Annotated in this window: 11 protein-coding genes; 8 read left to right on the top strand and 3 right to left on the bottom strand. The window is 40.7% G+C overall.

Annotated elements, in window-relative coordinates:
• Positions 1–285 precede the first annotated feature (285 nt).
• From CDC33_RS41210 to CDC33_RS11835, 4 genes are all read left to right on the top strand, one after another.
• Positions 286–417 carry a hypothetical protein gene (locus tag CDC33_RS41210; RefSeq protein ID WP_280524408.1) on the top strand — a complete coding sequence of 44 codons (132 nt, stop codon included), beginning with the start codon at positions 286–288 and terminating at the stop codon, positions 415–417.
• Positions 418–470: 53 nt separating this feature from the next.
• On the top strand, positions 471–3,074 hold the full coding sequence (locus CDC33_RS11845) for a PAS domain S-box protein (protein WP_109008652.1): 2,604 nt from the start codon (positions 471–473) through the stop codon (positions 3,072–3,074).
• A 63-nt stretch (positions 3,075–3,137) separates the two neighbouring features.
• Entirely contained in the window at positions 3,138–4,967 is a 1,830-nt protein-coding gene (locus tag CDC33_RS11840) for a PAS domain-containing sensor histidine kinase (RefSeq protein ID WP_244919202.1), read from the top strand.
• Between the two features lie 458 nt (positions 4,968–5,425).
• Entirely contained in the window at positions 5,426–5,725 is a 300-nt protein-coding gene (locus CDC33_RS11835; protein ID WP_109008651.1) for a hypothetical protein, read from the top strand.
• 675 nt (positions 5,726–6,400) lie between these two features.
• Here CDC33_RS11835 and CDC33_RS11830 read toward each other — a convergent pair.
• Together CDC33_RS11830 and CDC33_RS11825 are read right to left on the bottom strand one after the other, a co-directional pair.
• Entirely contained in the window at positions 6,401–7,996 is a 1,596-nt protein-coding gene (locus CDC33_RS11830) for an alkaline phosphatase family protein (RefSeq protein ID WP_109008650.1), read from the bottom strand.
• A gap of 489 nt (positions 7,997–8,485) precedes the next feature.
• Entirely contained in the window at positions 8,486–9,055 is a 570-nt protein-coding gene (locus CDC33_RS11825; RefSeq protein WP_109008649.1) for a Uma2 family endonuclease, read from the bottom strand.
• A 120-nt stretch (positions 9,056–9,175) separates the two neighbouring features.
• Here CDC33_RS11825 and ureE point away from each other — a divergent pair, with 120 nt between their 5' ends.
• From ureE to CDC33_RS11805, 4 genes are all read left to right on the top strand, one after another.
• A complete protein-coding gene (gene ureE, locus CDC33_RS11820; RefSeq protein WP_109008648.1) occupies positions 9,176–9,619 on the top strand; it encodes an urease accessory protein UreE in 444 nt (147 codons plus the stop codon).
• The gene (locus tag CDC33_RS11815; RefSeq protein WP_109008647.1) at positions 9,594–10,286 is read left to right on the top strand and encodes an urease accessory protein UreF; all 693 of its coding nucleotides are present in this window, start codon (positions 9,594–9,596) and stop codon (positions 10,284–10,286) included. The genes ureE and CDC33_RS11815 overlap by 26 nt, the downstream gene beginning before the upstream one ends.
• A 37-nt stretch (positions 10,287–10,323) precedes the next feature.
• The gene (ureG, locus tag CDC33_RS11810) at positions 10,324–10,920 is read left to right on the top strand and encodes an urease accessory protein UreG (protein ID WP_100901384.1); all 597 of its coding nucleotides are present in this window, start codon (positions 10,324–10,326) and stop codon (positions 10,918–10,920) included.
• Between the two features lie 313 nt (positions 10,921–11,233).
• Positions 11,234–13,150: a hypothetical protein gene (locus tag CDC33_RS11805; protein WP_109008646.1), complete on the top strand. Its 1,917-nt coding sequence runs from the start codon at positions 11,234–11,236 to the stop codon at positions 13,148–13,150.
• Between the two features lie 383 nt (positions 13,151–13,533).
• Here CDC33_RS11805 and CDC33_RS11800 read toward each other — a convergent pair whose 3' ends face one another.
• The gene (locus CDC33_RS11800) at positions 13,534–14,145 is read right to left on the bottom strand and encodes a hypothetical protein (RefSeq protein ID WP_109008645.1); all 612 of its coding nucleotides are present in this window, start codon (positions 14,143–14,145) and stop codon (positions 13,534–13,536) included.
• Between the last annotated feature and the right edge of the window lie 70 nt (positions 14,146–14,215).

The following is a 14,215-nucleotide window of genomic DNA, read 5'->3' as shown; positions in this document are numbered from 1 at the left end:
ACTCATTTGTTATTTCGGGGTACTCATTTGCCATTTCGGGGTACTCATTTGTTATTTTGGCGTGTCTATAACGCACCCTACGAAACTACTAGAATTGAAACATAGTGCTGGTCATACTTGTGTGTACACCGTAGGATGTATTGGGGGGAAAAATAAAGGCTTGGGTACCGATAGCCTCTCATGAATGGGATTCGGGGAGACGCCAAGTGGAGTCTCTGGGTGTGGGGTGCAATGACTATGGAATCATAAAATTACCCAGACATGATATGACTCAGCACTCCTGAAATGATTTTACCCCTGACAAATGGTTCACCCGATTGGGTGAATGCGATCGCCTCATCAGGAACTACTCTGAAAGAAGGCGCAGTTTTGATTCTGTTAGCGATTATGCCTACAGAATTAAAACTGTTAAATTAGTTATTCTGGCTTTTAATTGTACATCAATAGCTTGTGTATCAAAGGGTCAAAGAGTGGATGAAACCGTTGTAAAATCGCTGTATACACCAAATTGCCAGCAAGACGCTATTAACTTGCTCTCAAAACTTGCGGTCAATTTACCAGGAATGATTTTCCAAGTTCTGCAACAGCAGGATGGTTCTGTGTTAGTCCTTTATGTTAGTTCTGGTTGTGAATATTTGTATGAATTAGAACCAGAAGCTATACAGAAAGACTTTCGAGTGCTATACAAACTGATTCATCCACAGGATATAAAAGCTTTTACAGAATCTATAGATTATTGTACTACAAATATTACACATTGGCATTGGGAAGGTCGCATCATTACGCCTAGTGGGAAACTTAAATGGATTCAAGCTACTTCGCAACCAGAATTACAAGAATCAGGTGATTTGCTTTGGAATGGCTTGGTCATGGATATTACAGACCGAAAACAAGCCCAAGAAAAATTGCTTGAGAGTGAGGCGCGGTATCAAGCAATTTTGGATGCTATTCCCGATTTAATGTTTCGCATCAGCCGTGATAGCGAATATCTTGATTTGAAAAGTGAAGGCGCAAATGTCATTCTTTCGAGAGAAGAAATAGTTGGGAAACATGTGCAGGAGTTATTGCCTAGTGATGTTGCTGCAATTAGTCTAGAAGCGATCACTAAAACTTTAGATTCTGGAACTTTGCAAACTTGTGAATATCAGCTACCAACGCCTTTGGGAGTCAAAGATTATGAGGCGCGGTTGGTAGTAAGTGGTGAAGATGAGGTAGTAGCAATTGTCCGAGACATCACAGAACGCAAACAAGCAGAAGTTGCTTTACAAAATCTTGCCCAAAAATTTGCTAAAGCTTTTAGTTGCAGCCCCGATTCAATTACCATTAGCACACTCCAAGAAGGACGCTTCATCGAAGTTAACGACAGTTTTGTGAAACTCTCAGGTTATGAGCGAGATGAGGCGATTGGTAAAACTTCTTTTGAGTTAAATCTTTGGGTACACGATCGCGATCGCCAGAATTTGTTACAGGAGTTGCAAGCCACAGGAGTTGTTCGCAACTTGGAATTTGAATTTCGGCAAAAGTCTGGCAAAATAATTACAACGCTGCTTTCAGCCGAAATCATTGATTTAGATGGTCTGCCTTCGATTTTAGCAGTTCATCACGACATTACAGAACGCAAGCAGGTAGAAGCACAATTACGTCTATCAGCAGAACGCGATCGCTTGTTGGCAGAAACCTTAGTACGAATTCGGTCTTCGCTTAAGTTAGAGGAAATTCTTCAAACCACCGTGACGGAAGTCAGGCAATTTCTGCAAGCAGATCGGGTTTTTATTGGTTTAAATAATACCAAATTAGGAGCCAAAACTCTTGCAGAATCAGTAGTTCCCAAGTATCCATCAGTCACAGGATGGTCTACTAATGATGAAGCTTATCTACAAGAATTAAGAAACTTACTCAAAGATAATGTTGTGGGTGTCATTGAAGATATAACCCAAGTCGCATTATCTCCCAAAGTCAAAGCGCACTTTCAAAAATTCCAAACAAAGGCGACTTTGAGTGTACCAATTATGCTAGGTAATGAATTATTTGGGGCGTTAATTGCCAATCAATGTTCAGGGCCGCGTCATTGGCAACCAATAGAAATTGATTTGTTACAGCAGATGTCAGAACAAGTAGCGATCGCCATTCAGCAAAGCCAGATTTACCAAAAACTTGCAGAACTCAACACTAATTTAGAACACCAGGTACAAGAACGAACAGCACAATTGCAGCAGAAAATGCAAGAAGTTGAAGAATTGCATCGGGTAAAAGATGTTGTTTTGCACACAGTTGCCCACGATTTACGAACTTCGGTGATGGGTAACTTGATGGTGTTAAAGAATTTGTTAAATCAAAAAGTGGGAAGTGGGGAGTTGGGAGTGGGGAGTTGGGAAGTAGAGGAGCAGGGAGCAGGGGGCAAGGGAGAAAATTTCCCTCTGCCCCCCGCTTGCCGCCTCTCTGCCTCTTATGCCCCATCCCCCATGCCCAATCCCCAATCCCCAATTCCAGTATCTCGCAGGGTAATTGAGCGGATGATTCAAGGCAACGATCGCCAACTGACGATGATTAATTCATTGCTAGAAATTAATTCTTATGAAAAACAGGGTATTGACATCAAACCCGAACCACTGGATTTTAACACCCTACTGGAAGTAACATTCACCCAGTTGGAACCCATACTGACACAAAATCAAGCAACTCTAAAGAACTTGGTTCCCGCCGATTTACCATTAGTAATGGCAGATGCAACTCGATTGCAGAAAGTTTTGGCACATTTGATAACACATAGCTTGCAAAATAATCCACCAGGATTAAATTTTATTCTGAGTGCCAGCGTTGAGGACAAAATGATTCGCACTCAGATTCAAGATGACGGTGTGATTATGAGGAAACTAGAGTGCGATCGCCTTTTCGATCTACATGTCCGCGATCCCCAAGACTGTTGTTCCACAAGCATTGGCTTAAAAACGTATCTTTGTCGGAAAGTTATTAAAGCACATGGCGGTGAAATCGGTGTTACTAGTAACCGCAAGCGCGGGTTAACTTTCTGGTTTACACTACCTTTAGCAACATCTGCAACAAATCACCCATAAATCACCAAAAAATGAGAGGGTGTTATTTATGGCAATGTTGAGTTAGGGAAACACCCTCAAGGTATGGGCAAAGTTGCTCGGATGCTAATGTTTACAAGAGTGCAAAGGTGGTGCAGACAAACCTTTTCTGCACCAATAAAAGATGAAACCACTACTCTCTACAGAGATTGGCGTAACCGTTTTTTGTGGCAGAGATTGCGTTTATGGTTATGGCTGGCGCTGATGTGTCTGTTGTCTTTTGCTTTGCGAGACATTTATGGCTTGTTTTTTCCTTTTGCAGAGTTGCAGCAGCTGCCAGAAGTGCTTAGAACTCAGCGCCTTGTAATTAATATTGCAATGTTGCTGAATATACTAATCTGCCTTGCTTTACATAAAACTAAGTTAGGTCGCAATCATCCAGATTTATTATTTTTGGGGTCTTCTTGGTCAATTAGTCTAGCATCACAGTTGTTTGCAACCATCAGAGGTTTCGCGCTACCTGATACCATCGGCTGGTCGCTGCTATTTTTAAGCCAAGCTGTGTTGATACCTGTCTGCTGGATTCTTCACTTGCTGACTCAAATGAGCGTGCTAATTTACTATTTTGGTGTGAATACGGCACTTGGGCTAAAAACACCAATCCTCGACCATCCAGAAATATATAATGTAACGTTCATTTTATACATTTTTTGGTTTTGTGCTATATGTGACATCGGTGTTTATCTGTACGATCGCCTGCAACGTTCTGAGTTTTACGCCCATAAAGAATTGGAATCTGCCTACCAAAAACTCAAGGTTGCAGAAGCTAAATATCGCAGCATTTTTGAAAACGCTGTTGAAGGGATTTTTCAAAGCAGTCCCGATGGACGTTACATTACAGCAAATCCGGCTTTAGCACGCATTTATGGCTACTCATTGGCGGAGGAAGTGACAGCAAATTCTACTGTTATTGAACAATTGTACGTTGAGCCGAACCGCCGCGCAGAATTTGTCCGCCTAATGGAAAAGTATGGCAGCGTTTCCGAGTTCGAGTCCCAAATTTATCGCCGCGACGGAAGTATTGTCTGGATTTCAGAAAAAGCCTACGCAGTGCGTGACGAACAAGGAAAATTGCTTTACTACGAAGGTTTGATTGAAGATATTACCCAGCGCAAACAAACTGAAGAAGAACTACGAGTATTTTTCCATGCAGTTTCCCACGACTTACGTAACCCAGTGCTGGGTACTTTAATGGTGCTGAAAAATTTGCTCAATAGCGGGGGATCGGGAACTGGGGACTGGGGACAAGGTAGAATTATTGAAGAAGTCTCTTCCCAATCCTCAATCCCCAACCCCCAATCCCCAATTCCTGTTTCACGCTCAATTTTAGAGCGAATGATTCAAAGTAGCGATCGCCAACTTAATTTAATTAATTCCTTGATGGAAGCTCATATCAGCGAGGTGCAAGGTGTTGTTTTGCAGCGTCAACCCGTACAATTACTAACAGTTGTCGAAGCTGCGGTCGCAGATTTGGAGCCATTGTTAGAGCAAAATCAAGCCAAGCTCACAAATCTAGTATCCGCAGATTTGCCATTAGTTAATGCAGATCCCACGCAACTATGGCGAGTTTTTTCTAACTTAATTGTGAATGCGCTGAAACATAATGCCCCTGGTTTGCTCTTGACAATTAACGCTACCCGTGAGGGTGAGATGATTTATTGTACTGTTAGTGATAACGGCGTGGGCATTAGTCAACAACAAAGCGATCGGCTTTTTGAGCTTTATTTTCGGGGTGCAAGTATCCGCAATTCTGTAAGTTTGGGATTGGGCTTGTATTTATGTAAGCAAATCATCCATGCTCACGGCGGCGAAATTGGTATTAATAGTGCATTGAATGCAGGGGCAGCTTTCTGGTTTACATTGCCTATTAGCTAACCTCCGGTTATTCATCCGCCAGCGATGCACTGAGCATAACCGAAGTGTCATAGGACTTACGCAAAAATTGCTAAAAAGCTTAATTTCTCGAACCGCCAAGACGCCAAGAGCGCCGAGAATTCGTAGAGTGTGCGTAAGTCCTATGTCATATAAAATACCCAACTGATATCATGTCCGGCTAAAGACTTATCATTAAGACTGCAAGGGAGCAGAGAGCAGGGGAAAAGAAGGTTTTCTAATTTTTGCACAGATGGGGTAATCATAAATGATTAACCGGACTTGATATTAATTCTGACTTCTGACTCCTGAATTCTATATTCTGAATTCTGCTGTAAATCTTAGTATTAGTGACTAAAGTAACTATTTAAGCGTGACGTTAGATACAGGCGTGTGCCTGATTATTCGGATTAGATTGTAAATATACAAATCAAGCAATGCAACGGAGATTATAAGGATATATGAACCGCTTTAAATCTATTCTTCTTGGAGGCTTATTAGCATCTGCTTCAATTGCTGCTCTTTCTCAAAATGCTAATGCTGCTGAATTTAAATCTGAGCAAGATCATTTTAATCGTAATAATACTGTAGCTTTTAATAACAATAAAGTCCAACACGAACGTCAAGTCCGCGAACAACGCGCTCGTGAATTGCGTGAACGCCAAGCCCGTGAACGACGCGCTCGTGAATTACGTGAACGCCAAGCCCGTGAACGACGCGCTCGTGAATTGCGTGAACGTCAAGCCCGTCTTCATCACTAAGCTGAAAGTTTTCCCTCAGATTACGTTAGGAGAGTAACACTACTCTCCTTTTTTTGTTTGCATAAATCTATTCAAATTAATGCCAAAATAATATTATTAGGACTAGCCCTTTCAAGATGACTCGTAAAATAAGATTGTTTTTTCTCAGCGCTCTCTGTGCCTCTGCGGTTTCAAAGTAGTTTATTGAACCACAAAGACACAGAGAACACAGAGAGAAGAGGTTATTGACACTCTCAGGTCTGAAGACACTGAGATTCTACTGACAGAATTAGATTAAGAGTACTATCTAAATCTAATCTCGCTACGACCGTCAAACGCCGTCTACCTAGTCACTCTAAGTCAAGCTTAAGTTTCTAGCTACTTTTATGTTTCTAATGCTTTCAGAATCCATCACTAAGCCAAAACGTGGTACGCTTTGCAACCTGCCATTATCTGCTCTTTCTTGTCATACTGCCATTAGGACTAAAACCTAACCGTTGTTTCACCGGAGCCGGGATTTCTCCGATACTAGGATGCTTCAACACGTAGATGTTTTTTGTTCTTACTAACAATCTAATTTTACCACAAATACCACTGCGACCTCTTGTCGCTCGTGCCGTTTCCCTCTCAGGTCTAAAGACGCGCTCGTTTCCCACATCCCGCGAGGTTCTATGAGAAATCTCTGTTGAAAGATTCTCAAAACTTTTTGGTATCTTCGATTTCTGTCCCTGGTAATGCAAGTGTATTTTCAGACCTAGCTCCCTGGAGTCTCCTTGGATCAAGTCCTAGTGCCTCCAATACTGTAACTGCAATCTGTTTGCTAGAAACTTTCTTGATCTGAAAAGTCCCCTTAACACGATCTTCTAGTCCACGACTACTGAGGATTAAAGAAATATGGGTATCGTCATCAGAAAAACCGCCGTGTTCTGCTCTTTTGGTACTGTCTGAAATCACATATCCTGGTTTGAGTTTGATAATGACATCAGGAGTACGATCTTCTTGCAACGGATTGCCAAAACCTGCTGCTAATAGTGCACCACCCGAATAAACTGTATCAATTGCTGGATTTGCCAGTTTCTTTAAAACACTTGTTGCAGTGCTGGCTTGGCTTTGATTTTTAAGCCAGAGTAAAGCAACATCATCCTGAGTAGCTTGATTAACTGTAATACCAGCTTTTGTTAAGGCATCTGTAAAAGTATTTTCAGGAATAAGGGTAGCTATTCCCAAACGGGGATTTTGACCATGTTTCGCTGTTAAAACTATCAGTGTCGAGTCAAATTTCCCTTCTTTCTTTAAGGTATTTACTATCTTGCCGATACTGCTATCTGTATGTTCTAGAGCATTAATTAAACCTGACGAAGGTGTGCCATTACTGGCAATCCCACCATTACTACTGGCATCTTTCTGGGCTACGCTAAGAGCTTGGAAATTCATGCCAAAAATTGCGGGAATTCCAGGTTTAGCTGTGCCTTGTGAATTTTTTCCAGCAATTTCGTTCAGTATCGCATTTACCTTCAGATCATCGTAAGCTTCTGTGAGGTTAATGTCTTTGGTGGTCGTTTTAAATGTGAGATTACCAGGATTCTGTGCTGTTGATTGGTCTACAAGTTTGCCATTTTCTAAAGCAACTTTGGCATTTATTTCTGGCGCGTAGAAGTCGTCAACTCCCTTACCAGAAGGGCCATTGGCAATGTCATAAGCAGGATGTTTATCAATAAATGCAGTGTGCAAACCTGAAGCTTTAGCTATTTCAAAAATGGTATTTACCTTTAAATAGTTGTGAGGATAAACACGATTTCCATTACTATCTACTGGTAATTTGCTTGGATCAATACTATTTATCCCGAAGTCACCACCACCGCTAAGGAGATCCGAGTTTTTATCTATGTTTTCCGCAAATTCAACTTCTATACCAGCAGGAGAACCTGGTTTTTCTGATAATACTCGACTATATGTATCGTCATAATAAACCCCAGTGGTTTTGGGACTTGCTCCTGTTAAGTAGTTTAATACACCAGGAAAGGAATCGGAAGGAGTGCTAGTAAAAGCGTTAGTGTAACTGATACCCGTTTGTCTCAAACAATTGATGTTCGGCAAATAATGTTGTAGTTTAGGATCTGACAAATCTGCTTGACGTAAACCATCAATTGATAGTAAAAGTACACTCTTAAACTTCCCAGGACGCTTATAAAAGGGTTCATCATCCTTTTTCCGGCTATCAGCTATTCTGACTGTGGGCGAGGAATAGTCATATCTGATTACTGGAGGCTGTAAGTAGTGAATTGGTATCATGATGTTTGTATATACTGTGTAAACAGAGTTTTAGAAGTTATTTTTGATAGTCACGCTTGGGCTTATGTCAATAAAGCTTCACAAAAGACTACTGAACTTTCAATAGAAACCCTGATATTTTCAACCTCAAGATACGAATAAAAGATTAAGAGAAGGTTATGTATAATAGTCACAAAAGGTTATGACATGAAACCAATTAACTGGCAAGGAGGCATGGTTTAATGTTGCGGCTATCAACCTTGACCGGAAAATTTTAGGTTCAATATCATCAATTTTAGAATCAAGATTTGCATATATATAGGATTACTATTTGATTTTTGAACGAAATTAAGTATTGTAGAGTGTGTTAGAACGGAGTTCGTAACGCACTATGAACACGAGTTTGATGCCGTACTCTCCGTGCTAACACATCCTACGTATATTTTCAAAAATCAAACCGGATTCCTATATTTAACGATTAGGTTTTCATCAACCTTATCGAGTTTGTTATTATTCAGGAAAAAAGTAATTAATAGAACAACAAAATCCGGGTAAAAGTGGCGATGTTATCTCATCATCACCTAACAAAGTAGCAACTAAAACCAACTGTGCTTTTTCTCGCCGATAAACTTCAATTTTTTTAGTTAAGCGATCAACAATCCAATACTCACGCACACCTTGAACTGAATATAGTTTCAGTTTTGCTTCTTTGTCTCGAAGTTCGTTTTGTTTACCAGGCGATAAAACCTCTACTACTAACTCTGGTGCGGCCGTCAAATGTCCCGCTTCATCTTCAATTTGCGCCAGTCGTTCTCGACTTACCCAAACAACATCCGGTATAACGCTATCTGCTTGCGAAAAAAGCACCCCTGGAGCTACAATTGTTTCCCCTAAACCACTCGAATCTGACCAAACATCGAGTTGTCGAGCAATTTTTACACAAACTTGTTGATGACGACGGTGAGGAGTGCGAGTCACAAATAGTTCTCCATTAATAATTTCATAGCGCGTCCACTCATTTTCGGGTAGAACCTCTAAATCGTGAATTGTCCAGCGTACTCCCTCAACGGCTTGGTTCATAATTGTCCCCGTTTGGCTCGTTGCCTTTATTTGTTTAATTTTATCTTTTCTTCGGGCAAGGCAACTATGAGGTTTAAATTACAACCATAATAAAAAGCGGAAGTTCAGACAAAATTCTCTATGCTGACATTTACCCAACTTAAACCATCTAATTACGATGCCGCAGTTACTTTTACTCTGGCGCTAACAGCAGAAGAACGCACCCGTAGCCGTCATCGCTTTGAAACGGAAGATGGTATTGTAGTTTTACATTTACCTAGAGGAACTGTCTTACATGATGGCGATATTCTGCAAGAAGAAGCCTATAGCAGTTTAATTAGAATTACAGCCAAACCAGAACTAGTACTGACTGCTTTTGCCCAAACACCACTTTTATTATTACGGGCGGCATACCATTTGGGAAATCGCCATGTACCTGTAGAAATTACTCCGGCTTATTTACGCTTGTCTTCAGATTCGGTTTTACGCACCATGTTAGAACAACTGGGGTTAGAAGTTAAAGAGGAAATTTTACCGTTTCAGCCAGAATTAGGAGCTTATGGACAACACCATCATGCTCACTGATAGTCATCTTTTGAGTATTTTACAGTTGGCTAGCCCCGCTTTACCTGTAGGAGCATATAGTTATTCTGAAGGTTTGGAAATGCTGGTAGAAAATGGTACGATCGCTAACCACACGCATCTCAGAGATTGGTTAAAAGCAGAGTTGCTCTACGGGGCAATTAGGTTAGAGGCAGGGGTGATGGTACGATCGCAGCAATCCGCAAAAATGGGTGATGTAGAGTCGTTATGCCGTTGGAATCTCTGGTTATCCGCAGCTAGAGAAACAGAAGAATTACGCGCCTCTAGTTGGCACATGGGGCGATCGCTGATCCAATTACTTGGTAAACTAGAACCGCAGATTATACCTGTTGCCAATGCTGTCGGTAATCCTTGCAATTATGCGATCGCTTTTGGTATTGCTATTGCCCATTGGCAAATTAGCATCCAAGCCGCATTACTCGCATATCTGCATAGTTGGGCAAGTAATTTGATTACTGCTAGCGTGAAACTTATCCCCCTTGGACAAACAGCAGGACAGCAGTTATTACTAGATTTACAACCATTACTCAGTGCTGCGGCATTAGAAATTCTTACGTTGGAGGATGATCAACTAGCCTGTTGTAGTTGGGGTTTATCGCTAGCGAGTATGCAGCATGAAACGCAGTATACAAGGTTGTTTAGGAGTTAAAAGTTAGGAGTTAGGAGTTAGGAGTTAGTGAGGAGTTATGAATGCATTTCGAGTAGGGGTTGCTGGGCCAGTGGGGTCAGGGAAAACGGCTTTAGTGGATGCTTTGTGCAAGGGATTGCGTGAGCAGTATCAGATTGCGGTGGTGACGAATGATATTTATACTCAGGAGGATGCTCAGTTTTTAGTGCGTTCTCAGGCGTTGGCAAGCGATCGCATTTTGGGTGTAGAAACTGGCGGTTGTCCTCATACTGCTATCCGCGAAGATGCTTCGATGAATTTGGCGGCAATTGAACAGTTAGAGGAACGTTTTATCGATTTGGATTTGGTGTTTTTGGAAAGTGGCGGTGATAATTTAGCTGCTACCTTTAGTCCAGAATTGGTGGATTTAACGATTTACGTTATCGATGTTGCGGCTGGTGATAAAATTCCCCGCAAGGGTGGCCCCGGTATTACTAAATCTGATTTATTGGTGATTAACAAAACTGATTTAGCACCTTATGTTGGTGCAGATTTAAGTGTGATGGAACGAGATGCAAAAAAAATGCGCGGCGATAAACCTTTTATTTTTACTAATTTAAAAACTCAGTCAGGACTTGCAGATGTAATTAATTTTGTTTGCACAAATATCTGTTAAAAAAAATGAGCCGGAGTCAGAATTGAGCAAAAATGCTTCGCTTCTCTATTTTTCTATACCTAGTTTTGCTTGGTATCAACGTAAATACCGTTGCCTTGTCTTCAGATGGGAACGTCAAAAACTTAGGACTTACGCACTGTACAATTAGATGCAAGTAAGTCTGCACGATAAAACCGAGGTATGTTTAGTTTTGTAAAAACTGTGGAATGACCTATTTTTTAAGTATTTGTTAGCTTGACATTTCGTTACGTAAGTCGATTTTTTTAACGCCGACTTACTTATCTATTGAGAGTATTGACTAAGAGAGGTGAATATGTATAACCGCCAACTTTCTTTTTTGCTGAGTCTGGGTGCTATTGCTGTACTTGGAGGTGATTTGTCTGCTCAAGCTCAAAAACCGACTACTTTTCCTAATAAAACAATGCCAATGGCAGAAAATAGAGAAGGTATAGGAAGTCAAAGGATAAAGTTATATTACGTTCGTAATGTAAACGCTTTAAAGGAACTACTAAATAAAGTGAACGAAAGCGAAAAATGGGGTCTTACAATAGGTACATCTACTGACACTACTGATAATGATATCATTCTCTATGGTTCAAGAGAAAAAAGAAAGTCTGCGTACCGATTGATTGCTGGAATTGATCTTCCCCGTCCCGGTATCAAGATGGAGATGTGGGGAATCCAGATTTCCAGCAATAATCCCAAAAACTTAGCTAAAGTAATGTCGGAAGTACGCCAAGAAATTAATCAAACTCAACAGTTAGTGCGAGAAACGTATGCTCTAGTTGAGCAATACGCAAAAAAATATATAGGGGAAAATGACTTTGATCCTGAGTTCAAAACACTTGTTGAGAGACTAGGGTATAAATCAGCCCTGAATAAAAATCGCCCTCTATCTCTGACGGATATAGTCCTACGCTTGGTGGCTGCGGAAACCAAAAATAACGATAAGACCGTAGAAATAGCCAATGAACTTACGAAGTTTGTTCAAGAAGATGACCGCTATAAATACTATTTAGATAAGTTAAGAGAGCAAGGAAGACAGCCACTCGAAAGGTTTTTTTCTATTCGTGGTCTGGAGCCAAAGTGCAGAGGTGAAAAGGAGACAAAAAATGCCTATCCCTTCTGTTGGAAGACAGATTTTGAAGACGACTATGCCCACATAAGTCGCGCTACACTACTTGATTTTGCGCTACAGTATGCCCATTTTATTGATAAACCAGATCAGTTTAGCCCTTACGATCTGCAACAATCAGCCGATGTCTTTAATAATCGCTTACAAGATACTGTTGATGCGTTAAACCAAGATATAGAAGATTTTTTTGTTATCCCTACTTTGGCCAAAATCCAAGAGATTGTGAGTGAATTTAAGGACGTGGAATATGCACAGGTGGGAAGAACCAGTGTATCTAGTCTGAGTGGGATAGAAACAAAGGTGAGTTCGGATTCGATTAGTGCCTTCGATGTGACTCCACCGTTGAAGCTTTCAGATTTGCTCACAAATGCTCAAAATCTCACAGGGCAGGTTGACAAATTTGTTCCAGCAATACCGTCATCAATGTCGGCAGATCCCATAAAGCCATCGGTTGGCTCTTTGCCTCTGGCGCAGGTTATTGGCCTAGTTGCTGCCCTCCAACAGCAAAACGCTGTATTTCGTGAGCTGAAAACTGGGGTTTCATTGACGGTAACTCCTAATGTGTTACGAAATATGAATTCTGCTGAACTCAAAATCGATTTGACTATCGCTGATCCATTATTTACTGGTACACAACAGAACAGATCACAAGAGCCACTATCACGTATCGGTGAACAGAAGGTCACAACCAGTGTTTACACCAAGGCCGTGGATTTTTTCGCTCTTTCAACATTCTCTAACCAAAGTACATTAAATGGGGGACGTGCTTACGTACCTATTATCGGCACGGTGTGGAAGGGGATTTTTGGTGATGTGCCGGTGTTGGGCGATTTGTTTAGTTGGAAAAAAGGTCCTAAAAAGGTTCTTCACGAAAGTTTGCTGTTGACTAACTCCTTCATTACACCTACAGCGATGGGAATGGGTTTGCTCTATCCATTAGACAGCGACAGCGAGACCCCTACTGATGACAAAAAATTCTGTAATTTAAAGCGTCAGGTTGAATACTATCGAGATGATAATCTAGATACAAATAATCGAGGGTTTAAAAAAGCTGTTTGTAACGACAACAATCGGTCAATAAACCTAACACGATAATGTTCAGATAAGTTTGCAGAAACTAATAATATCAAATCCAGTTGAACAACCACACTAAAAATAAGCTACAACTAATTTTGTTATTTGATTGAAACTATGTGCAATCAGCCGGATTTGATATTATAATTTGCGTTTGCAAGCAATACAGTTCAGATAAAGGTGTACTGAGTTTTTTTCACGCAATCAAATAAGTAAGTCAGTGTAAAAAACTCAAGGTTTGTAGTGAGCGCTTTAGCGCTAAAGCGCTCACTACAAACCTTCTGTCAATGGTCATCTGTCTTTTTAAATACAAATGACTAATGACTTTTGACTAATGACAACCGTCTCCTGAAGGAGACGCTGCGCGAACACGAGTAAATATACAATTTTATTTGCGTAACAGCTTAGTCTCTGTTCCAATCACTGTTGGAGGGAGGAAATCTCAATAGTAAAGTTTCTTGACAATTAATCGCTGCTACCGTTTCCGAAATACCAGTAGGATGTCCTTCAGTATCAAAAGTCAGGGAATCTACACAAGCCTCTAAAGCGGAAGTAAGAGGAGGTAAACATTCCTGTTCTGCTCTGTTTGTTGACATCTGTTGGCTCAAAACTCGAAAACATTGATTTGTATCCTCTAGAGCAAAATTACAGAGCCGTGTTGCCTGTTCCGTTGAGGTCACATTCCGCAAATCCTGGAAGCATTGACTGGTATAAGGTGTTGCTATACGGCATAGTTTCTCAGCGCGTTCCAAAGAGGTAGAATTTCTTAATTCCTGAAAGCACTGGCTTGTATAACGGGTTGAGTTACGACACAATCGTGCAACTCTCTTTGCAGAGATATCTGTTCGTAAATCCTGAAAACATTGAGTTCTCACACTTAAGCTGTGTTTATAATCCTCTTTTTCTGGTAAGTTGTACTGGTTTTGAGCGTGTACTGATATACTCGGTATAAACATTACAAATGCCAGAATCAGAGAAGTCTGGACTAAACCAAAATTCACATTGAAAAATTTCATAGTTTTTATTCTATGAGTTGAAAAATAATATTTATATTCAGATGTGAAGGTGATTTCTCAAAAAAAGTTC

Origin of the sequence: Nostoc commune NIES-4072 (assembly GCF_003113895.1) — a bacterium.
Lineage (GTDB): Bacteria > Cyanobacteriota > Cyanobacteriia > Cyanobacteriales > Nostocaceae > Nostoc > Nostoc commune.
The sequence above is the reverse complement of the archived record's forward strand: the minus strand, read 5'-3'. Positions and strand labels throughout refer to the sequence as shown.

Excerpts from the sequence above, each read along its gene's own strand:
- CDC33_RS41210 (WP_280524408.1), top strand. The coding sequence starts at position 286 with ATGATTTTACCCCTGACAAATGGTTCACCCGATTGGGTGAATGCGATC.
- ureG (WP_100901384.1), top strand. The coding sequence starts at position 10,324 with ATGAATGCATTTCGAGTAGGGGTTGCTGGGCCAGTGGGGTCAGGGAAA.
- CDC33_RS11830 (WP_109008650.1), bottom strand. The coding sequence starts at position 7,996 with ATGATACCAATTCACTACTTACAGCCTCCAGTAATCAGATATGACTAT.
- CDC33_RS11815 (WP_109008647.1), top strand. The coding sequence starts at position 9,594 with ATGGACAACACCATCATGCTCACTGATAGTCATCTTTTGAGTATTTTA.
- CDC33_RS11805 (WP_109008646.1), top strand. The coding sequence starts at position 11,234 with ATGTATAACCGCCAACTTTCTTTTTTGCTGAGTCTGGGTGCTATTGCT.
- CDC33_RS11840 (WP_244919202.1), top strand. The coding sequence starts at position 3,138 with ATGGGCAAAGTTGCTCGGATGCTAATGTTTACAAGAGTGCAAAGGTGG.
- ureE (WP_109008648.1), top strand. The coding sequence starts at position 9,176 with ATGCTGACATTTACCCAACTTAAACCATCTAATTACGATGCCGCAGTT.
- CDC33_RS11800 (WP_109008645.1), bottom strand. The coding sequence starts at position 14,145 with ATGAAATTTTTCAATGTGAATTTTGGTTTAGTCCAGACTTCTCTGATT.
- CDC33_RS11825 (WP_109008649.1), bottom strand. The coding sequence starts at position 9,055 with ATGAACCAAGCCGTTGAGGGAGTACGCTGGACAATTCACGATTTAGAG.
- CDC33_RS11835 (WP_109008651.1), top strand. The coding sequence starts at position 5,426 with ATGAACCGCTTTAAATCTATTCTTCTTGGAGGCTTATTAGCATCTGCT.